This window comes from Mumia sp. zg.B53 (assembly GCF_019550935.1).
GTDB lineage: Bacteria > Actinomycetota > Actinomycetes > Propionibacteriales > Nocardioidaceae > Mumia.
Window position 1 is genome coordinate 527,240 of sequence record NZ_JAHWCK010000001.1, and the last position, 19,288, is coordinate 546,527.

Here is a 19,288-nt window from a genome sequence, read left to right on the forward strand (position 1 = left end):
GTCAGGGCGCCCCGGCCCGCACGACAGGAGCCGCCTCACGGACCGGCGCGGCATTCAACGGCGTGACGGCGAGCCCGCCGCCGGTGTACGAGGCGGCCGCCCGCACCGAGCCGCTCGTCGTCTCGATCGTCAGGTACGACACCTTGCCGGCGGCGACACCGACGCCGCCGGAGCCGAACGGGTCGAGCGACGTCGTCGTCCCTGCCGGCGCCTTGACGTCGGCCGTGCCGAGCTCGGAGCCGTCCTCCGCGTGAGCGGTCACCGTCAGCGCCGCAGGACGGTCGCCGTCGGCGCTCACCACGAGCGCGGAGCCGCCGGGTCGCAACGACGAGCCGATCTGGACGGGCATCGCCGCGGTCCCCTGCCACGGCACCGCGGCGACGGAGTAGGCGTGGTCCCGCCCGGAGCGGGTGCGGACCGACGCGGTGACGGGAACGTCCGAGGCGAGTCGCACCGCGTACGCCCGAGGGCTGATGTCGGCGGGAAGCGTCACCGAGGTCACCGACTGGGGAGCGGCGTCGACGGACTCCAGGCCCGAGGGGGTGAAGACGCCGTCGTTCGTCGCGATCGAGAGGCCCACGGTGGCCGTCCGGTCCGAGGGGTTGGCGATGAGCAGCGTCCGCGAGCCACGCTGCGCGGGCACTCCGGCCACGGTCTGGTCGGTCGCGGGAAGCGCCGATCCGGGAAGGAACTCGCTGCCCGGAGAAGCACCCGCCGCGATATCGACCGCGCCGACGGCCACCGCTCCCCGGCGGACGACCGCGCGGACGGCGAGCTCGGAGTCGTCCGAGGTGAGCTGGGTGAGCCGGAGCACCCGAGCGCTGCCGGCGTCGACCACGATCCCGCGGGTGCCGACCCCCTCGATCGGTCCACCGTCGCCGTACAGGGTCAGGTCCACGACGCCCCGCGAGCTCGACGTGTTCGTCAGCACGAGCGCGGTGCTGCGCTGAGGCGTGCTCCCGGCACCGACGAACCAGCGCTCGGGCGCCGGGCGCGGACAGGCCGCCACCGCGAGACCCCCGCCGTCGGCGAGCGACGCCCTGGAGGCCGAGTACGCGACGGTGCCGGGCGCCTGGGCGCCCGCGGCGTCGACAAGAACGGCGCGGGTCCCACGTCCGGCCGACGCCGTCGCCCACGTCCCGCGCGGCGCATCGGCGAGGCCGGCGACAGGGTCGTCCCCGGGGAGCCGCACGACCGTGCGTGATCCACCGTCGCGCTTCTCACCCGGGAGGGAGGCGACCGCGACGGTGGTCGGCGAGGCGGTACGGGACTGGAGGAAGGCCGGGCACCCGTACGTGAGCGCGCTGACACGCTGCTCCGACGGCGGCTCGGGGGACTCCCCCGACGACGCGGTACGGATCTCCCCGACGACCAGCAGCAGCGCCGCGACGACGATCGCCCCGATCACCAGCCGTCCCGACTGTGCACCGAGGGCGAGTGCCGCCGAGGTGGTCTCGACGACCTGGTCCTTGACGCGGCGGCCGCCGGCCTTGCGCTTGGACTTCCGCGGGCTCATCGCACCTCCCTCGTTCGTCCGGGCGCCGCCGCGATGACGACGACGACGAGAAGACCCAGCTGGACCCACGCGATCAGCGGACGGGTGGCGGAGTCCGGGAGGGCCCGCGGCTCCCCCGTCGTCGTGAAGGTCCAGACCCGTGAGCCCTCGGGCCCTCCGGAGGGCTCGAGCCCTGGTGCGACCTCGAGTGCGTCGACGAGGTCGGGATCGGCCGGCGCGGGGACGTAGATCGCCTCGATGCCGTACGCGCCGAGCCGCTCGAGCACACCGGTCGACGGGTTGGACAAGAGCTGTCGCACGTCGGCGTCGAGGGGACCGAAGGCCTCCGGTCCCGGCAGCACCGCCTCGTCACCGAGCCGCATCCCGTCGCCGGAGTAGACCTGCTGGGTCACGCCTTCCTCGCGCGACCCGCTCAGGACGAGCGTGGAGGCGCCGTCCTTCGCCCGGGACGCCAGATACGCGGGGACCTGGTCGACCGCACCGCGTTCGAGGGGGTCGTCGACGCCGCGTACCACCCACCACCCGGTCGCGAGGAGCGGTCCGGCGATCGCGAGCGCGGTGCCGACCGCGAGGACCCGCCGGCGCAACGGCCGGCCGGACCAGCGGTCGCTCAGCCCGTCGGCCGCCATGCCCGCTGCGGCGGCGAGGGCGGCGACCCACAGCGTCGCGGGGACACCGACCCAGGCCGGGCCGGTCGAGATGCCGTCGGTGAAGCGCGACCCGGCCCCCAGGCTCGCCCACGCCAGCCCCCACAGGCCCGCGGCCCACGCGACGAGGACGGGACCGCGACGCTCGCTACGAAGAAGGGCGAGGAGGCCGAGGACGACCAGCGCGCCCGTTGCGTAGGTTGCGGCGCCGGGACCGCCGGCGTGCCCGAGCGCGAGCTGCCACGTCGGAGGGTCGAGCGGACCCACGTGGGCGTCGGCCCGTCCCGCCTCCCACCACCAGGCGCCGGGGTCGAGGGCTCGTCGCCACATCCACGAGCCGAGCAGGAGCCACGGCAGGACGAGCGCGGTGCTGATGCTCGGCCACCCACGGCGACGCAGGAGCAGCGCACCGGCGAGCAGCAGCGGCACGGCGGTCAGCAGGTAGGCCAGCGGCGCGAAGGCGGTCGCCAGCGTGAGCCACAGGCCGAGCCGGAGCCCGTCGGTGACCTTGGGGCGGGTCATCAGCAGGTAGGCCGAGTTCACGATCGCCGGCACGGCGGCCAGGGCGACCACCGTCCCGATGCGGCCCTGGGCGACCGCGCCGGACGTCGCGACGAGCACGCCGTACGTCACTCCCCACCACAACCGCACGCCCGGTGAGACGAACAGCCTCCGGGCGAGGCGGTGCGCGGTGAGCGCGGCGAGGACCGCGCCGGCGAGGACGACGATCGAGACCGCGAGGTCGGCGTTGCCTCCGAGCAGGGTGCCGAGGAGGGCGAGGGGGACCAGGTAGCCCGGAGCCGGCACGTCGCTGCCGATGCTGACGTCGTGGGAGCCGGAGACGAAGAACGACCACCAGTCGCCGGTGCCGTCCGGTGCGGGCAGCAGCGCGCCGCCGGCCAGCAGTCCAGGGCCGATCACCGACCGTGCCGCGACCAGCGAGACGAGGAGGAGGAGCAGGACCGTTGCGGCCCACGGGTGGCGCGACAGGAAGGACCCGCTGACGGGCAGCGCGTCGTCCTCGTCCTCCGGGCGGGCCTCGACCGCTGCGCGACGCCCCGTCATCTCGGGCGCGGGCCCGACCAGCGTGTTGACCAGCTCGCCCACGGCGTCGAGACCGTGGCGGTACGGCATCAGCGGTGGCGGCAGCAGCGTCTCGCGCACGGTCTTCTCGTCGACCCGCGCGGCGGCGTTGCGCCGGCGGCGCGCCGAGATCATCGTGGTCGGACGCGTGTAGACCGTCAGGACTCCGAGGATCTCGTCGACGGCCTCGCGCGGAGCCTTGGCGACGAGGAGCGCGAGCGCCCGCAAGAAGGTGCCGAGGAGCAGCCGCACCGACTGCCACCAGAAACCGGCTCGGCTGGCGTTGGCCAGCAACGTGTAGGTCGCCGCCCGTCTCGCATCGCGCCGTGGGCGCCGGGAGAGAGAGCCTCGGCGCACGCCGGTCGCGCTCGCCTCCACATGGAAGAAGACCGACTTCGGGACCACGCGGACGCGGTAGCCGCGCCGCGCGGCACGCCAGCCGAGGTCGACGTCGTCGAAGTAGAGGGGGAGCTTCGGGTCGAACCCGCCGAGGTCGTCGAGGACGCGGCGGCGGACGAGCATGCCGGCCGTGCTGACCGCGAGGACGTCGCGTGGGCGGTCGTGCTGGCCCTGGTCCGGCTCACCGCGCTCGAGTCCGGTCTCGCGTGACCCGGTGCCGGTGATCGACACACCGACCTCGAGCAGGCGCTTGAGCGACGGCCACTCGCGGAGCTTCGGCCCGACGATGCCGATGCGCTCGGACTGGGTCGCCTGGTCGAGCAGGTGGGCGAGAGCATCCGGGCCGGGCGACGAGTCGTCGTGGAGCAGCCACACCCACTCGGTCGGCTGGGCGCCGTCGAGGGCGACACGGACGGCGTCACCGAAGCCGGTGCCGGCCGGGGCGGTCCTGATCGATGCGGGGTGCAGGTAACGGGCGAGAATCTCGCGCGTCTCGTCCGTGGAGGCCACGTCGACCGCGACGACCGCGGTCGGGAGGTGGGACAGGGACGCCAGCGAGTCGAGAACCTGAGGGAGCCACCGCGCGCCGTTGCGGCACACGATGACGGCGGTGACGCTGGGGGGCGAGGCGGTCCAGTCACGGGAGGGAACCAAGCCCTCTTCGACGCCTTCGATCATAGGTGGGCGAGTCTAGCCATGACGCCAGAGCGCTCACCGGGCCGGTCCAGCCCTGGCGCGACGGCGCTCGCCGGGCGTCGCCCGCGGGCCGGTCGTGGACCGGCCCCGCGGCGACTTAGATCGCGTGCTTCTTGAGCTTGCGACGCTCGCGCTCGGAGAGTCCGCCCCAGATCCCGAACCGTTCGTCGTTCTGCAGCGCGTACTCGAGGCACTCGCCACGCACGTCGCAGGTCAGGCAGACCCGCTTCGCCTCGCGTGTCGAGCCGCCCTTCTCCGGGAAGAACGCCTCTGGATCGGTCTGCGCACACAGGGCGCGATCCTGCCAGCCCATCTCCTCGGCGTCTGCATGGAAGATGTCCTCCATCAGTCTCGCCTCCTGCCCCTGATAGTCCCCGTGGTCCGTACCGCCCCCGGCCCCGGCGCCAGTCCTCGACCCCTCGTGGACCGTGATCGTGGCTCGTGAGAGTCCCGATCGTGCACCTGAGCCGTCCAAGAGGACGACACTAGTGAAATTACAAGCCTGTCAATACCCATCCGTCAAGCCGAGTAGTGCTAATGCGAAGGCCCGCACCATCCGTGGTACGGGCCTTCGTCAAGCTCCGAGATGGATCAGGAGCCGCTTCCGGGCGTCCACCAGGACGAGGAACGAGGCTCGTCGCCACCGTCCTCGCCGTCGGTCGGCTTGTCCGACGACTCGCCAGTCGACGTCCCTGCCTCGTACGTGGCGTCCGTCTCGGGAACAGCATCGAACGTGGCGTTTCCGAGGCGTGCGACCGGCTGATCGCCCTCGGGCTCAGTCGTGGGAGCGGACCAACCCGTCGAGGGGGACGAGCTGCCCCATCCGCCACCCTCGCCCTGCCACGTCGGCTGGGCAGGCTGCTCAGGCGGCGTATAGGACTGCTGCTCGGGCTGCGGCGGCTGCGGCGGCTGCGGCGGCTGCGGCCAGGTCGATCCGTACTCGCTGGGCGGCTGCCACGTCGGCTGCTCGGTCGCCGGCTGTGCCCACGTGCTCGGGATCGGCTGCTCGGGCGGCGACCACTGCGAGTCACGCCCCCATCCGGCGTCCGGTGCGCTGCTTCCCCAGTCGGCGTTCGGCTGCTGCTCGGGCGGCTGCGCCCCCCACGCCGAGGCCGGCTGCTCCTGGCCCGGGCTCTGCGACCGTAGATCGGTCGAGGGCTCCTCAGCCGGCGGGGTCCACACCGCCGTGGACTGCTCGGCCGGCTCCTCGGGGGCGGGCGCCTCGGGCGCCTGGTACGAGGGGGTGCCCCACGAGGGCGAGTGCTGCGCGGCCTCGGCCGCACCGTAGCCGGCGGCGGCACCTGCCGCGCCCGCTCCGTACCCCTGCCAGCTCTGCTGCTGCGGCTGAGGCGCCTGCGGGCTCTGCTGCTGCGGGAGGCCCTGCTGCGGCCAGCCACCCTGGTCGGCCCACTGCCGAGGCTGCGGCTGCTGCTGCGCGGGCCAGCCCTGCTGGCCGCCCTGCGGCTGCCCCCACGGCCCCTGCTGCTGGCCGCCCCACGCCTGCTGGTGCTTCGGCGCGCGCGCCGGAGCAGGCAGCTCGCGGAGAAGGGTGACGGCAGCGAAGATCACGAGGCCGTTGAGCGCCAGTGTCGCCAGCACGAGGATCGTGAAGGACGCCTTGTTGGGGTAGAGGTCCTCGCTGAGCGCCTTGATGAGCCCCCACAGGCCGAGCGCGATGCTCACCCCGAGCACCGCGATCGCGGCGATCGTGATCGTGCGCGCTCCCGAGCTCAGGTCGTCCTTGCGCGGTGCGGCGATCGCGACGGCGAGGGCGGTGACCAGCACGAGGCCCGGGTTGAGGGCGGCGTTCGCCCAGGAACCCCAGCCGCGGTCGTCGAGCAGCGCGATGAAGTGCGCCAGCAACGTCGCGGCAACGATCCCCAGCAACGCGTACGAGAAGATGTCGCGGTACTTGCGTAGTGAGTCGAACACAGATCCCCATCTCCTGGATCGGGCGCAGGGTCGTGCCCTGGCCCAACGAACGGACCTACCCTACGCACGAGACAGTCCATTCGTCCGGCCGGGAGTGCGTCGGATCAGGACCGGACAGGGAGAATGTCCGCATGATGATCACCGTTCTGTCCGGAGGTATCGGCGGCGCCGCGTTCGTCCGCGGCCTGCTCGACGAGGTAGGCGACGAGGCCGAGGTCACCGTCGTCGGCAACACCGCCGACGACCTGTGGCTCTTCGGACTGAAGGTCTGCCCCGACCTCGACACGCTGATGTACACCCTCGGCGGCGGGATCGACGAGGAGCGCCGCTGGGGCCGGTCCGACGAGACCTGGAGCGTCAAGGAGGAGCTCGCCGCGTACGGCGCGCAACCCACCTGGTTCGGGCTCGGCGACCGTGACGTCGCCACCCACCTCGTGCGTACGCAGATGCTGCAGGCGGGCTACCCGCTCAGCGACGTCACCCGCGCGCTCTGCGTGCGGTGGCAACCCGGTGTCACGCTGCTCCCCATGACCGACGACCGGGTGGAGACCCACGTCGTCGTCGAGAACGAGGGTCAGCGCCGCGCGATCCACTTCCAGGAGTACTGGGTGCGCCTCCGAGCCGCCGTACCCGCCCACGACGTCGTCATGATCGGCATCGAGGAGGCCAAGCCCGCCCCCGGTGTGATCGAGGCGGTCATGGACGCCGACGTGGTCCTCGTCCCGCCGTCGAACCCCGTCGTGTCGGTGGGGCCGATCCTCGCCGTGGCCGGTGTCTCGGACGCGCTCCGGACCACCCTTGCCCCCGTGATCGGCATCTCCCCCATCATCGCCGGCGGTGCGGTGCGAGGCATGGCCGACCAGCTGCTCACCGCGCTCGGCGTCGGTGTGAGCGCCGGCGCCGTGGGGGTCCGCTACGGCGCCCGTAAGACCGGTGGCGTGCTCGACGGCTGGCTCGTCGACACCGGTGACGCCGACCAGCTCGGCCCGCTCGAGGAGGCAGGCCTCGTCGCCCGCGCGGTGCCGCTCTACATGTCCGACGCCGAGACCACCCGCACGCTCGCCGCCGACGCGCTCGCTCTCGCACGTGAGGTCGGCGTCGCCCGATGAGCCTCACGCTGTGGCCGGTCACCGGCGTGCGCGAGGTGCGGCCGGGCGACGACCTCGTCGACCTCCTCCTCGGCCGTCTCGACGAGCCGCTCCGCGACGGTGACGTCGTCGTGGTGACGAGCAAGGTCGTCAGCAAGGCACTCGGCCTCGTGACGACCGGGGACCGCGAGACCGTGATCGATCGCGAGACCGTCCGCGTGGTCGCGCGCCGCGGTCCGACCCGCATCGTGCGCAACCGCGCGGGCCTCACGATGGCCGCGGCCGGCGTCGACGCCAGCAACACCACGCCGGGCACGGTCCTGACACTGCCGGACGACCCCGACGCGACGGCGTACGACCTCTGGCGGGCGCTCCGGCGGCGGGCAGGGGTGGAGATCGGCCTGGTGCTCTCCGACACCGCGGGCCGGGCCTGGCGGCGCGGGCAGACCGACATCGCGATCGGGAGCGCGGGTCTGAAGGTGATGAACTCGCTGTCGGGTACGCAGGACTCCTACGGCAACGCCCTGCACGTGACCGAGCCCGCGGTCGCCGACGAGATCGCCGGCGCGGCGGAGCTGGTCGCCGGGAAGACGAGCAACACCCCGTTCGTGGTCGTCCGCGGCCTCCCGCGTCACTGGGTCGGGGACCACTGGACGACGGCCGGCACCGGGGCGCGCGACCTCCTTCGCCCCGAGGACGAGGACCTTTTCGGCCTGGGCGCCCGTGACGCGGTCGAGGCGGTGCTGACCGAGAGTCGGCCCGCGGGCTTCTCCCCCGCCGGCGACGGCGCGGCCGACCGCGTCCACGAGCTCGCGGCCCCCGACGAGGACCTTGTCGCCGTCACGCACGCCGAGGGCACCTTCCACGTGACGCCCCTCGGTGGCGGCGCGGCCGCCATGGTCGAGGCCGGACGTGTCGCCGAGCGCCTGCGCATCGGTGCCGCCGCGTACCGTCTGGAGGTCGAGGTCGAGGTGAGGACCACGCTCACCGCGGGCCGTTAAGGTGGCTGCGTGACCATCGCCGACCTCCTCACGAGTGCCGCTCGAGCCGATCCGTCACGGCCCGTGGTGACGTTCTACGACCTCGAGACCGGTGAGCGCACCGAGCTGAGCCTGACGACCACGATGAACTGGGTGGCCAAGACGGCGAACATGCTGCAGGACACCCTGGGTGCCGACGACGAGAGCACCGTCGGGGTGCTCCTCCCGATCCACTGGGAGACCGTCGTGTGGCTGCTCGCGGTCTGGGTGGTCGGGTCTGCGGTCAGCCTCGAGCCCAGTCACCCCGTCGTGGTCGTCGACCCGGAGACGCTCGAGGTGGCCGGCGACGCCGACGACATCGTCGCGCTGTCGCTGCGTCCTCTCGGGGGCCGTTTCACGTCACCACTGCCGCCAGGGGTGATCGACTACAACGCTGACGTGGGCGGGCACGGCGACCGGTTCACTGCGTACTACCCGCCGCGCAGCTCCTCCGTCGCGGTTCGCGACGCCGACGGCATCGTCACGCACGCCGACCTGGTCGCCGACTCCGCCGACCGCTACCCCGACGGCGCCCGCGTGCTGCTGGTGGGAGACCGCGACACCGCGGCGTTGATGCCCGCGATCCTCGGGGCCCTTCACGCCAAGGGCTCCCTGGTGCTCGTTCGCTCGCGCTCGCCGGAGTCCGACGCCGACCGCATCGCGGCGATCGCCGAGACCGAGCGGGTCACCGTCGGCTGACAGGCACGCAGGCCACCGGGCCGACCGACGCGTGATCGTCAGCAGGCGTCCGCCAGGTCCTCGGCCTGGTTCGCCCGGGCCGCTCGCTCGGCAGCAGGGTCGCCCCCGGTCTTCGTCACCGCTGGGCGACCGGACGACCCGGCCTTGGTGGCGGAGCCGCCGCCGGACTCGCCGGCCCCGTCCTCGGAGCGCTTCACCGCCTTCGACACCATCTTCCGGATCTTGCCGAAGTCCGGATCACCCGTGTCGACCTGGGGCGGCACCAGAGAGACCGTCGAGATCTTCGCACCCCGCGCCTTGAGCGCGAGGTCGACGAAGGTGTCGAGCTCACCGGCGGGGATGTCGGTGCTGAGCATCCGCTTGCTCGACTCGGCGATGCCCGTCGCCTTGAGCAGCACCGTGTTGGGGTCGAGCTGCTGGAGCATCGCGTTCATCAGGCACTTCTGCCGTGCCATCCGTGAGTAGTCGGAGTTCTGCACGCGGCTGCGGGCGTACCAGAGCGCCTGCTTGCCGTCGAGGACCTGCCTGCCCTTGCGTATCCAGCCGGTGATCGGCGAGCCGATGCCGCCGATGGCGGTGCGCTCGCGGACCCGGACCTTCACCCCACCGACGGCGTCGACGAGGGAGGCGAAGCCCTTCATGTTGACCAGCACGTGATAGCTGATCTCGAGCCCCGTGATCTCCTCGATCGCCGCCTCCGTGGCGGCGATGCCCTCGTGCCCCTTGCCGCCGAATGTCTCGGGGTGGCCGTCGGCCCAGGTGTTCACGCTGTTGAGGTAGCAGCCCTCGCAGTCGAAGCCGTCCGGGAACTCGTCATGCATCGGGAAGCTCTCGGGGAACGGCACGTTGGCCAGGTTGCGCGGAAGGCCCACCAGGACGGTGTCACCGGTCTCGGAGTCGATGCTCGCGATGGTGAGAGAGTCCGGGCGGAGTCCGTCACGGCCCTTGCCGGAGTCCGCACCGAGGAGCAGCACGTTGTAGCGCCCCGCGTCGGTCCCGCTGACCGCCGACGAACCGAAGACCGTGGTGATGAAGTCCTGCTGGACGGCCATCAGGTTGGAGGCGACGAACAGCGCGCCGGCGGTCACGAAGCACAGCACGCCGCTGACTCCGCTCAGCGCGAGCCTCTGGCGACGCTCCAGCCGCAGCGGTGACCCGAGTCGCCAGGCGTCGGCGAAGAGCGCCACCCACGCGAGCGCGAGGATGATCAGGCCGAACCGCAGCAGCCAGAGGATCCCCGACGAGGTGAGCAGCCAGATGATGATCCCGCGGTCGAGCAGCCCCAGCAGCACCGCGATCACCACGACACCCCAGACCGCTCCCCAGACCCGCAGCGCGAGCAGCCCGATCCTGCGATGGCCGGCGACGACCTGGGCCGAGCCCGGAGCGACCAGCGTCATGAGCATCAACGAGAGTGCGCGACGGAAGCGGATGCGGGCCGATTGCTCCTCGGCCTGCGTCCGCCCGTAGGCATCTGCGTAGTCGGACATGTACCCCCATGACGTCGCTGTCGTGCTGCGCCGGCCCCGAGTGGACGCCACGCCAGTATCACCACCGGAGGGTGGCGTCCCGGGGCGACGCGCCGACACGTCGGCGGGTCGAACGACCTGTCCGGTACCTTCGACCGCATGCCCGATCGAGATCCGCGCCGCGGTGACGGCGACGACTTCGACTGGCTCTACGGCCCTGGCGACGACGCCACGCGGGTCGTCGGAGGCCCGTCGTCGCAACCGTACGGTGGCCCGCCGTACGGTCCTCCGCACCAGCAGCCGCACCCCGGCCAGCCGCAGCAGCGGCCGTCGGACCTGCCCCCGATGCAGTTCCCCGACGAGCGCCGGCCGGCCGCCACGCCGCGCCGCTCGGGCGGAGGCGGAGGCGCGGGCCGCCGGTGGCTCCGGCCGCGCCGGATCATCCCCCTGCTCCTGGTGGCATGGCTGATCTTCCTGATCGCGGTGCCCGTGTGGGCGTGGGGAAAGATCGAGAAGGTCGACGCCACGCCGGGTGGTGAGCGTCCCGCCGACCAGCCGGGCACGACCTACCTGCTCGTCGGCTCGGACAGCCGTGAAGGGCTGACCAAGGCCCAGCGCAAGAAGCTCGCGACCGGCAACGCCGAAGGAAGGCGTACCGACACGATCATGATGATGCACGTCGGTGGCGGACCGACGACGCTCGTCTCCATCCCGCGCGACTCCATCGTCCCGATCCCCGGCCACGGCCGTACCAAGATCAACGCGGCGTACGCGTACGGCGGGCCCAAGCTGCTCGTCGAGACTCTGGAGCAGTCCACCGGCGTCCGTATCGACGACTACGTCGAGATCGGTTTCGGCGGCTTCGTCAACATGGTCGACGCCGTCGGTGGCGTCGAGATCTGCCCGAAGCAGGGGATCAAGGACAAGGACGCCGGCCTCAAGCTCAAGAAGGGCTGCCAGGAGGTCGACGGCGCGCAGGCCCTCGGGTACGCCCGCTCGCGCCACTCGTACGCGACGCAGGACCTCCAGCGGGTCCAGTCCCAGCGCGAGGTGCTCGGAGCGATCGCGGGCGCGGTGAAGTCGCCGTCGACGTTCTTGAACCCGTTCCGGTACGCCGGCGTCGTGACGGCAGCGACCGACTCGCTGCGGATCGGCGACAACGTCGGCCCGATCTCGTTGGGCCGGTTCGCGTGGAGCCTGTCGGCGGCGATGGGCGGCTCGGGTCACAACTGCACGGTCCCGATCGCCGACGCCTCGGTCCGGTGGGACAAGAAGCGGGCGCTCGAGCTGTTCGGCTACATCAAGGCCGGCGAGACCGACAAGATCACCAAGGCCGTTTGTACCAAGGATGGTCTACCCGCGCGCTGACCCCGTCCGGTCTCTGCTAGGTTCAGCGCCATTCTTCGGCGTGGGCAGCGATGCCTCGAACTGATCGGAAACCGCTGTGGCGCGTCGTGTTGTCGTGGGGTTGGTTGCTGCTGCCGTGCTGGTGGCGTCCGGAGCGGGGCAGGTTCCTGCAGGGGCGGCGGAGACGGCGGTGTCCGGCTCAGCGCCGCCGGTTCTGACGTCCCCGGCTGCGGAGACGGAGGTCGGCGGGACGGCCGAGCTCGCCGCGACGTCGGAGTCGCCGTACGTGGTCTTCGAGCTGGCGACGTCGGCAAGCTCGTCGTGGATCGTCCGGCGCACGCCGGTGGCTGCCGGCGCGGACGGCATCTTCCGCGGCACCCTGCCGACGGCCGGGCTCCCCCCACGGTTCGTCGCCTGGGTGCGGGCGTGCTCCGATGCGAGCCTGGAGTCGTGCACCACCGCCAGCGAGGCCGTCCCGGTGCTGGGACTGCGGCCGACGCTCACACCGACCAAGCCGTTGCCGTCGGTGATCGACCCGTCGGTCATCAAGCGGGTCTCGCTGCGGGTCACAGGTCTCGGGGGGTTCCCGGCGACGGTCGACGGCGGCGTCAGGAGCAGGCAGGTCCGTGACGGCGACGTGATCGATGTCGACATCCCGAGCACATCGAGTGTCGACGTCTACGTCTCGCTGCAGCAGTGCAGTCCGCTCAATGCGGCGGTGTGCGAGGGAGCGGGCCTCTCCCTCAGGGTTCGCAAGGAACCGGACATCACCCTGTCGAGTCCGGGGCCGATGCTGCTGAGCCAGAACGGCGACGGCCTGTGGGAGACCGCGACCAGCCACGTGAGCCTGGACTCCCGTACTCCGCTCACTGCCCGCTGGCGGATCATCTCGACTGCCGGTGCCACGGTTGCCGGCCCGTACGAGTTCACCGCCGACGAGATCCGGGCGGGGCAATTCGGCGGAAACTGGGCGGGGACCAATTTGCGCGTCCTGATCGACCCGAAGGCACGTCTGGGTCGTCCTCTGCCGGCCGGTGAGTACCGGTTCGAGGTCGAGGTCACCGCGACGGCCACCGACTTCACGAAGTCCGCCCGCAAGAGCGTGCCGCTGTTCGTGAGCAACGCCGCGAAGATCACGAGCTTGACGCCGACGACGCCCTTCTTCTACCCGTTCGCTGGCGTCGGCCCTGGCTCCGGGGTGCCGACCGTGATGAGGTTCAGCCCTGCGCTCGACCCCATCGAGGCGAGGTACGGCGACATCCGCTACAGGATCCTCGCGAGCAACGGCAAACCCCTGGGCGGCAGCACGCCGCTCCTGGGTATCGCGGGTGCGTTGGAGTGGAACGGTCGCTACTGGAAGGACGGCGTGGCGACCGTGGCGCCCAGTGGACGCTACCGGCTCGAGCTCGTGAGAACGCGGAACTGCACCCACACCGGATGCGAGTACGTGTATGGGCCGGTTTCGGCTCCGTTCACGGTCCGCGCCACCCCGCCAAAGCTCATCAAGACGACGGTGAGAGCCTCCGCGCGCTCCACGTTGAAGCGCACCCTGGTGAAGCGGAACGCCCGCGTCAAGCGCGCCAGGCATGGCAACGTGCGATTCGTGCGGAAGGCGGGAGGGCGGGGACTGGGACGCGTGACGACCCTGCACTCGTTGCGGATCCCTGGCGACCGCAACCGTGATCTCTGGTTCGCCGCTCGTGTGCGTCTGCGAGGCACCTGGGGCACGCAGAACGACATCAGGATCGCCGTCGTCACGCCACGAGGGCGGACCCTCCCCTTCCGCCATCTCCCCAGCACGCGACGCCACCTCGCCTTCGATGCCGCTGAGCGGGAGGTCGGCGCCGACGGGCGCCTGCGGCTCAAGGTCATCTGGAAGGGCAAGAAGCCCGTCCGGTTGGACCAGTTCGTGGTCACCTACCGCAAGTACGACCTCAGGTCGTGAGCTGAGGCAGGTGGGCACGGGCCGAGACCCGTGCCCACCCGTCTGGGCGGTGGGTTCAGTCTTCGATGTCAGAGAGCAGGAACTCGACACCGCCGGTGGCGAGGTCGAAGGCGTCGCGCCCCACAGCCATTCCGTTGTCGTGCTCGAAGGCAGCGACGGCCGTGTCGTAGTCGGCGAAGTACAGGTCGGCAGTGCGCCACCGCGGCCGCGGGGTGCCGTCCTCCTTGGGGAAGACCTTGCCGTACTCCGCGCGCAGGAGATCCGGGACCTGTGACACGAGCTCCTTGTGCGCCTTGTAGCGGCGCTCGAACTCCTCTTCGTCGACCGGGTTGGCGTAGATCATGGTGAGCTTGGCGGTCATGGTGTCCTTCTTTCTTCGATGGGATGGATCGGGCTCGTCACGTCGAGCGACGTGCCGCTGACGGACGCGGGGCTCACCTCGCGGCTCGCTCGATGACGTCGGTCACGACGCCGGGGCGGCTGAGCATGACCGCGTGGGAGGCGTCGACCTCGGTGACGTGGGCGCCAGCGCGGCCGACCATCATGCGCTGGAGGGCGGGGTCGATGGCGTGGTCACGGCGGGTGAGGAGGGCCCAGGAGGGGATGGTGCGGTAGCCCTCCACGACGCTGGCGTCGGTGACGGTCGCGGAGTTGGCGGGCCGCTGGGTGATGGCGAGGTCGGCGGCGGTCGTCTTGTCGAGATCGCCGGCGAACACCTCACGGAACTCGGCCGGGTCGATGGCGACGTCCACACCACCGGGGACCGGCGTGTAGGTCAGCGGGAGCCCGGAGCCTTCGGTGAGCTCGGCGAGGGTCTCTCCCTTGGCGGGGATGAAGGCGGCGATGTACACCAGGGACTTGACGTCGGGCACCGAGGTGGCGGCGTTGGTGATGACGGCGCCACCGTAGGAGTGGCCCACGAGCACCTTGGGTCCCTCGATCGCGGTCAGGTAGCTGCTGAGGTAGGCGGTGTCACTCGTGAGGCCCTGCAGCGGGTTGGCGATGGCCCGGACCGGATAGCCGTCCTTTCGCAGCCGCTTGATGACCGGATTCCAGCTGGAGGAGTCCGCCCACGCGCCGTGGACGAGCACGATCGTCGGCTTGGGCGACGTGGGGTGCTTCCCGCCCGCGGGTGTGGCGCCGGTCGCCGTCGCCGGTATGGAAGCGGCGAGCAGGGCGGCCGCGGCGGTGCCGATGAGGGCTCCCTTGAGGGTGTGAATACGCATGACAGAGGTTTCCTTCCTGATGGGGTCGTGCTGTCTCCTTCACCCGCCGCGGTCGCGGCGGGGACGTTCACTCGCCGGGCGTTCAGTCGCCCGGACATTCAGCGGCCGTAGGCTTCGAGCAGCCGGAGCCACACCTCGCTGATCGTGGGGAAGGCCGGAACCGCGTGCCAGAGCCGGTCCAGGGGAACCTCGCCGACGACCGCGATCGTCGCCGCGTGCAGCAGCTCCGCGACGTCGGGCCCGGCGAGCGTGAAGCCGACGATGACCTGTCGCTCCTCGTCGACGACCATGCGCGCCTGGCCGCGGTATCCGTCGGCGTGCAGGGCGGAGCCGGTGACGGCGCCCAAGTCCTGGTCGATGACCCGGATCCGCATCCCGGTCGCCGCGGCGGCGGCCGCGGTCAATCCCACCGACGCGATCTCCGGTTCGGTGAAGACCACCTGAGGCACCGCACGTTGATCGGCCGTTGCCACGTGCCGGCCCCACGGGCGGTCCTGGACCGGGTCGCCCTTGGCGCGTGCCACGATGACGTCTCCCACGGCTCGGGCCTGGTACTTGCCCTGGTGGGTCAGCAGCACGCGCTGGTTGACGTCACCGGCGGCGTACAGCCAGCCGCCTCCGATCGGTGCGCCGTCGGCGGCGAGGACGCGCAGGGTGTCGTCGACCTCGAGCCACGCGCGCGGAGTCAGACCGACGGCGTCCAGTCCGACGTCCTGAGTATTCGGTACGCGGCCGGTCGCGACGAGGAGCTCGTCGGCTTCGATCTGCTCACCATCGGTGAGACTGATGCGCACCGTTCCGTCGGCCTCGCGCGTCACGGATGTGGCCTCCGTGCCGAGCCGTACCGTCACGCCGGCGTCCCGAAGCGACTCGACGACCAGGTCGCCGGCGAACGGTTCCGCGCGCGGCAGCACGCCGTCACGGACCAGCATCGTCACCGACGCCCCTAGCCCGGCGAACGCGGTCGCCATCTCCGCTGCCACCGCACCGCCGCCGAGGATGGCCAGCCGGTCGGGAACCGCAGCAGCGGCGGCCGCCTCCCGGTTGGTCCACGGTTCGGCCTCGCGCAGACCGGCGATGTCAGGGACCAGTGCGCCGCTCCCGGTGGCGATGACGACCGCGTGGCGTGCGGTCAGCACAGTGGTCGCACCGTCGTCACCGGTCACCTCGACGGTTCGGGTGGAGTTGATCCGTCCCTGCCCGCGGTACAGCGAGATGCCCGCCTGGTCGAGCCAGGACACCTGGTTCTGGTCCTTCCAGTGCGCGGCGAAGGCGTCGCGCCGGCCGAGCACGGCCGCCACGTCCAGGCCGCCCGTCAGCGCTTCCCGCGCTCCGGGCACGTCCCGAGCCGCCCGGAACGCCGCCCCGCTGCGCAGCAGCGCCTTTGTCGGGATGCACGCCCAGTACGAGCACTCACCGCCGACCAGCTCGCGCTCGACGATGGCAGCGCTGAGACCGCCCTGCGTCACGCGGTCCGCAACGTTCTCGCCGACCGGACCGGCGCCGATGATGATGACGTCGTATGTCGTGGTGTCCATGTCAGCTCTCCTGCGCGACGCGGCCGAGGCGCAGGGCTGAGATGAGGAAGAAGACCCCGCCGAGAGCGGCGTAGCCGGCCAGGCCGGCAAGGGACGGGTCATCGGCGCCGGCCGCGAGGATGAACCCAACGCCGACGAGCACCGAGAGGCCGCCGCTGAGGATCATCGGCCACTGGCCCCCCAGGGTGCGGCGCGCGATCCCGACACTGAGCTGCACGAGCCCAGACACGACGGCCCAGGCCCCCCACACGCGCAGGACAGTGGACACGTCCGACGTGCAGGCGAGGGCGATGCCGACGGCGGCGAGCGCGCTCACCGCGATGTTCACGTACAGCCCACGAGCTTGCTCCGCGGCATGGGAGGAGCGAAGGTCGACGACGGCTGCGGCGACATCGAAGGCGGGATAGAGGACGAGCAGGACGACGCTGACCGGGTTGAGGTCGGAGCTGCTGAGGAACAGCAGAGCTGCCCAGACGATGGCGAACCCGAACCTGGCGTAGTACAGCCGACGCAGGCCGTGCTCGAACTGTGAGGTAGTGGGTGAGGCGACGGTGGTCATGACGACCCCTTTCGGAGAGCTCGCGGACGGGTGAGTGCGAGTCAGCCCGTGCCTCGAGCGCCGAGACCGGTGCCCTACGAGCCGACCCTGAGGACCGATCGCGGCGGCGCCCCGAGCGGCGCGTCGTGAGAGACCCCCGTCTCCACCCCTCTCACTGAATAGGTTCTACGTAAAAGTAGCATGGACTGCATTAATTGGCTAGATGCTATTTTTGTCCACATGGAAGGCAGACGCAACAGGAAAAAGAAGCAGACCCGAGATCGGATCCGGGCCTCGGCGCTGGAGCTGTTCACCGCGCACGGCTACAGGAACACCACCATCGCGGCGATCGCCGAACACGCGGACGTCGCGACGCGGACGGTCACGCTGCACTTTCCCACCAAGGCGGACCTGCTGTTCGCCGACGAGGATCCGTTCGCACCGGAGTCGCTGGCTGCCCGCCTCGCCGACCGCACCGGCGACACGCTCGACGCCTTTAGCGTATGGATGCACGACACGATGCACGCCCTCGGCGAAGACGACACGGACCAGGGCCGATCGCCCGGCGAGATGTTCTCCCTGCACGCGAAGCGCGCTGCCCTGATCGCCGAGGACGCGGATCTGAGCAGCCGGGCACAGGTCTTCTACGCCGAGCTCGAGAACGTGATTGCCCAGGCACTCGGGAAGGAGCTGGACATGTCGCCAGATGCGCTCGCACCCCGCCTCACCGCGTACACGCTGGTGGGCGGCCTGCGCCTGGGCGTCCTACGCCAGGTCTTTGTGGCCGACGAAGCGAGCCGCGAAGAGCTGCCCTCCCTGGTCGACCGCGTGCTCGAGTTCGCGCGCGCCGGCCTGGCCGAGCTGACGACATAGCCGTTCCGCTCGCCGAGACAGACCATCCCCAAGGGCGCAGTGCCCTTGGGGATGGAATGTGCGGATGCCCGGATGTTGACTACAGCTGCGACTGGATCCCGGCGAGGAGCTGACGCGCCATCACGATGCGCTGGACCTGGTTGGTGCCCTCGTAGATCTGCGTGATCTTCGCGTCGCGCATCATCCGCTCGACCGGGTAGTCGCGCGTGAATCCGTAGCCACCGAGCAGCTGCACCGCGTCGGTCGTGACCTGCATCGCCGTGTCGGAGGCGAACGCCTTGGCGGCAGCCCCGAAGAACGTGAGGTCCTTGTCGCCGCGCTCGCTGCGACCGGCGGCAGCGTACGTGAGCTGGCGGGCCGCCTCCACCTTCATGCCCATGTCGGCGATCATGAACTGCAGCCCCTGGAACTCGGCGATCGCCTTGCCGAACTGCTGGCGCTCCTTGACGTAGCCCAGCGCGTAGTCGAGCGCGCCCTGGGCGACGCCGACGGCCTGTGCCGCGATCGTGACGCGGGTGTGGTCGAGGGTGCGCATCGCCGTGGCGAAGCCGGTGCCCTCCGCGCCGATCATGCGGTCGGCGGGGATGCGGACGTTGTCGAGGTAGACCTCGCGGGTCGGGGAGCCCTTGATGCCGAGCTTCTTCTCCGGCGCCCCGAACGAGACACCCTCGTCGGACTTCTCGACCACGAAGGCGCTGATGCCCTTCGAGCGCTTCGTCGGGTCGGTGACCGCCATGACCGTGTAGAAGTCGGACTCCCCGGCGTTCGTGATCCAACGCTTGACGCCGTTGAGGACCCAGTGGTCACCGTCACGGACGGCACGGGTCTTCATGCCCGCGGCGTCGCTGCCCGCGTCGGGCTCGGACAGCGCGTAGGAGAACATCGACGTGCCAGCGGCCAGCGGCGTGAGGTACTTCTTCTTGAGCTCCTCGCCGCCGGACAGGATCACCGGCAGACTGCCGAGCTTGTTGACGGCGGGGATCAGCGAGGACGACACGCAGGCGCGCGACACCTCTTCGATCACGAGCACGGTCGCGAGGGCGTCGGCCCCAGCGCCGCCGTACTCCTCGCCGACGTGGGGCGCGTGGAAGTCCGACGCCACCAACGCGTCGTAGGCCTCCTGAGGAAAGCGCACCTCCTCGTCGACGGCGGCGGCGTACGGGGCGACCTTGGCGTCGCAGACGGCCCGGACGGCCTCGCGGATCGCCTGGTGCTCCTCGGACAGGGCATACATGGGCTGGTCGTTGGTCACCCCTCCATGCTAATGAGTGTT

At 71.2% G+C, this 19,288-nt stretch carries 16 protein-coding genes; 6 read left to right on the top strand and 10 right to left on the bottom strand.

The genetic code is table 11. The features are described 5' to 3' along the window. Window position 1: 1 nt before the first annotated feature. The 4 genes from KV102_RS02660 to KV102_RS02675 all read right to left on the bottom strand — a co-directional run bounded on the left by KV102_RS02660 (window position 2) and on the right by KV102_RS02675 (window position 6,273). Complete coding sequence (locus KV102_RS02660; RefSeq protein ID WP_220345234.1) at window positions 2-1,516, bottom strand: DUF5719 family protein; 1,515 nt, start codon at window positions 1,514-1,516, stop codon at window positions 2-4. Then, a complete protein-coding gene (locus KV102_RS02665) occupies window positions 1,513-4,323 on the bottom strand; it encodes a glycosyltransferase family 2 protein (protein WP_220341883.1) in 2,811 nt (936 codons plus the stop codon). The genes KV102_RS02660 and KV102_RS02665 overlap by 4 nt, the downstream gene beginning before the upstream one ends. Window positions 4,324-4,438: 115 nt before the next feature. Further along, window positions 4,439-4,687: a WhiB family transcriptional regulator gene (locus KV102_RS02670; protein WP_220341884.1), complete on the bottom strand. Its 249-nt coding sequence runs from the start codon at window positions 4,685-4,687 to the stop codon at window positions 4,439-4,441. Window positions 4,688-4,932: 245 nt separating this feature from the next. Beyond that, a complete protein-coding gene (locus KV102_RS02675) occupies window positions 4,933-6,273 on the bottom strand; it encodes a hypothetical protein (protein ID WP_220345235.1) in 1,341 nt (446 codons plus the stop codon). 131 nt (window positions 6,274-6,404) lie between these two features. Between KV102_RS02675 and cofD the strand changes: the two genes are divergently transcribed. The 3 genes from cofD to KV102_RS02690 are packed head-to-tail and all read left to right on the top strand — an operon-like array spanning window position 6,405 to window position 9,079. Beyond that, window positions 6,405-7,382, top strand: coding sequence for a 2-phospho-L-lactate transferase (gene cofD, locus KV102_RS02680; RefSeq protein WP_220345236.1), 978 nt, complete (start codon window positions 6,405-6,407; stop codon window positions 7,380-7,382). After that, a complete protein-coding gene (gene cofE / locus KV102_RS02685; protein WP_220345237.1) occupies window positions 7,379-8,362 on the top strand; it encodes a coenzyme F420-0:L-glutamate ligase in 984 nt (327 codons plus the stop codon). Before cofD ends, cofE begins: the two co-directional genes overlap by 4 nt. A 9-nt stretch (window positions 8,363-8,371) precedes the next feature. After that, window positions 8,372-9,079, top strand: a complete 708-nt coding sequence (locus tag KV102_RS02690; protein WP_220345238.1) for a TIGR03089 family protein — start codon at window positions 8,372-8,374, stop codon at window positions 9,077-9,079. Between the two features lie 38 nt (window positions 9,080-9,117). Here KV102_RS02690 and KV102_RS02695 read toward each other — a convergent pair whose 3' ends face one another. After that, window positions 9,118-10,569: an LCP family protein gene (locus KV102_RS02695; RefSeq protein ID WP_220345239.1), complete on the bottom strand. Its 1,452-nt coding sequence runs from the start codon at window positions 10,567-10,569 to the stop codon at window positions 9,118-9,120. Between the two features lie 138 nt (window positions 10,570-10,707). On the opposite strand from KV102_RS02695, the gene KV102_RS02700 reads away from it, so the two are divergent. Both KV102_RS02700 and KV102_RS02705 read left to right on the top strand, forming a co-directional pair. Next, on the top strand, window positions 10,708-11,916 hold the full coding sequence (locus KV102_RS02700) for an LCP family protein (RefSeq protein ID WP_220345240.1): 1,209 nt from the start codon (window positions 10,708-10,710) through the stop codon (window positions 11,914-11,916). Between the two features lie 76 nt (window positions 11,917-11,992). Next, window positions 11,993-13,840: a hypothetical protein gene (locus KV102_RS02705; RefSeq protein WP_220341891.1), complete on the top strand. Its 1,848-nt coding sequence runs from the start codon at window positions 11,993-11,995 to the stop codon at window positions 13,838-13,840. Between the two features lie 55 nt (window positions 13,841-13,895). Here KV102_RS02705 and KV102_RS02710 read toward each other — a convergent pair whose 3' ends face one another. The 4 genes from KV102_RS02710 to KV102_RS02725 form a co-directional block, all read right to left on the bottom strand. Continuing rightward, window positions 13,896-14,201, bottom strand: a complete 306-nt coding sequence (locus KV102_RS02710) for an EthD family reductase (protein WP_220345241.1) — start codon at window positions 14,199-14,201, stop codon at window positions 13,896-13,898. 73 nt (window positions 14,202-14,274) lie between these two features. Then, complete coding sequence (locus KV102_RS02715) at window positions 14,275-15,066, bottom strand: alpha/beta fold hydrolase (RefSeq protein WP_220345242.1); 792 nt, start codon at window positions 15,064-15,066, stop codon at window positions 14,275-14,277. A gap of 98 nt (window positions 15,067-15,164) precedes the next feature. Beyond that, window positions 15,165-16,604: an NAD(P)/FAD-dependent oxidoreductase gene (locus KV102_RS02720; protein ID WP_220345243.1), complete on the bottom strand. Its 1,440-nt coding sequence runs from the start codon at window positions 16,602-16,604 to the stop codon at window positions 15,165-15,167. 1 nt (window position 16,605) lies between these two features. After that, window positions 16,606-17,163, bottom strand: a complete 558-nt coding sequence (locus KV102_RS02725) for a hypothetical protein (RefSeq protein WP_220341895.1) — start codon at window positions 17,161-17,163, stop codon at window positions 16,606-16,608. Window positions 17,164-17,382: 219 nt separating this feature from the next. On the opposite strand from KV102_RS02725, the gene KV102_RS02730 reads away from it, so the two are divergent. Beyond that, window positions 17,383-18,015, top strand: a complete 633-nt coding sequence (locus tag KV102_RS02730) for a TetR/AcrR family transcriptional regulator (RefSeq protein ID WP_220341896.1) — start codon at window positions 17,383-17,385, stop codon at window positions 18,013-18,015. Between the two features lie 79 nt (window positions 18,016-18,094). Here KV102_RS02730 and KV102_RS02735 read toward each other — a convergent pair whose 3' ends face one another. Next, a complete protein-coding gene (locus tag KV102_RS02735) occupies window positions 18,095-19,249 on the bottom strand; it encodes an acyl-CoA dehydrogenase family protein (protein ID WP_220342522.1) in 1,155 nt (384 codons plus the stop codon). Between the last annotated feature and the right edge of the window lie 39 nt (window positions 19,250-19,288).

Excerpts from the sequence above, each read along its gene's own strand:
- KV102_RS02670 (WP_220341884.1), bottom strand. The coding sequence starts at position 4,687 with ATGGAGGACATCTTCCATGCAGACGCCGAGGAGATGGGCTGGCAGGAT.
- KV102_RS02700 (WP_220345240.1), top strand. The coding sequence starts at position 10,708 with ATGCCCGATCGAGATCCGCGCCGCGGTGACGGCGACGACTTCGACTGG.
- KV102_RS02725 (WP_220341895.1), bottom strand. The coding sequence starts at position 17,163 with ATGACCACCGTCGCCTCACCCACTACCTCACAGTTCGAGCACGGCCTG.
- KV102_RS02735 (WP_220342522.1), bottom strand. The coding sequence starts at position 19,249 with ATGTATGCCCTGTCCGAGGAGCACCAGGCGATCCGCGAGGCCGTCCGG.
- cofE (WP_220345237.1), top strand. The coding sequence starts at position 7,379 with ATGAGCCTCACGCTGTGGCCGGTCACCGGCGTGCGCGAGGTGCGGCCG.
- cofD (WP_220345236.1), top strand. The coding sequence starts at position 6,405 with ATGATGATCACCGTTCTGTCCGGAGGTATCGGCGGCGCCGCGTTCGTC.
- KV102_RS02720 (WP_220345243.1), bottom strand. The coding sequence starts at position 16,604 with ATGGACACCACGACATACGACGTCATCATCATCGGCGCCGGTCCGGTC.
- KV102_RS02730 (WP_220341896.1), top strand. The coding sequence starts at position 17,383 with ATGGAAGGCAGACGCAACAGGAAAAAGAAGCAGACCCGAGATCGGATC.
- KV102_RS02695 (WP_220345239.1), bottom strand. The coding sequence starts at position 10,569 with ATGTCCGACTACGCAGATGCCTACGGGCGGACGCAGGCCGAGGAGCAA.
- KV102_RS02665 (WP_220341883.1), bottom strand. The coding sequence starts at position 4,323 with ATGATCGAAGGCGTCGAAGAGGGCTTGGTTCCCTCCCGTGACTGGACC.
- KV102_RS02710 (WP_220345241.1), bottom strand. The coding sequence starts at position 14,201 with ATGACCGCCAAGCTCACCATGATCTACGCCAACCCGGTCGACGAAGAG.
- KV102_RS02660 (WP_220345234.1), bottom strand. The coding sequence starts at position 1,516 with ATGAGCCCGCGGAAGTCCAAGCGCAAGGCCGGCGGCCGCCGCGTCAAG.
- KV102_RS02715 (WP_220345242.1), bottom strand. The coding sequence starts at position 15,066 with ATGCGTATTCACACCCTCAAGGGAGCCCTCATCGGCACCGCCGCGGCC.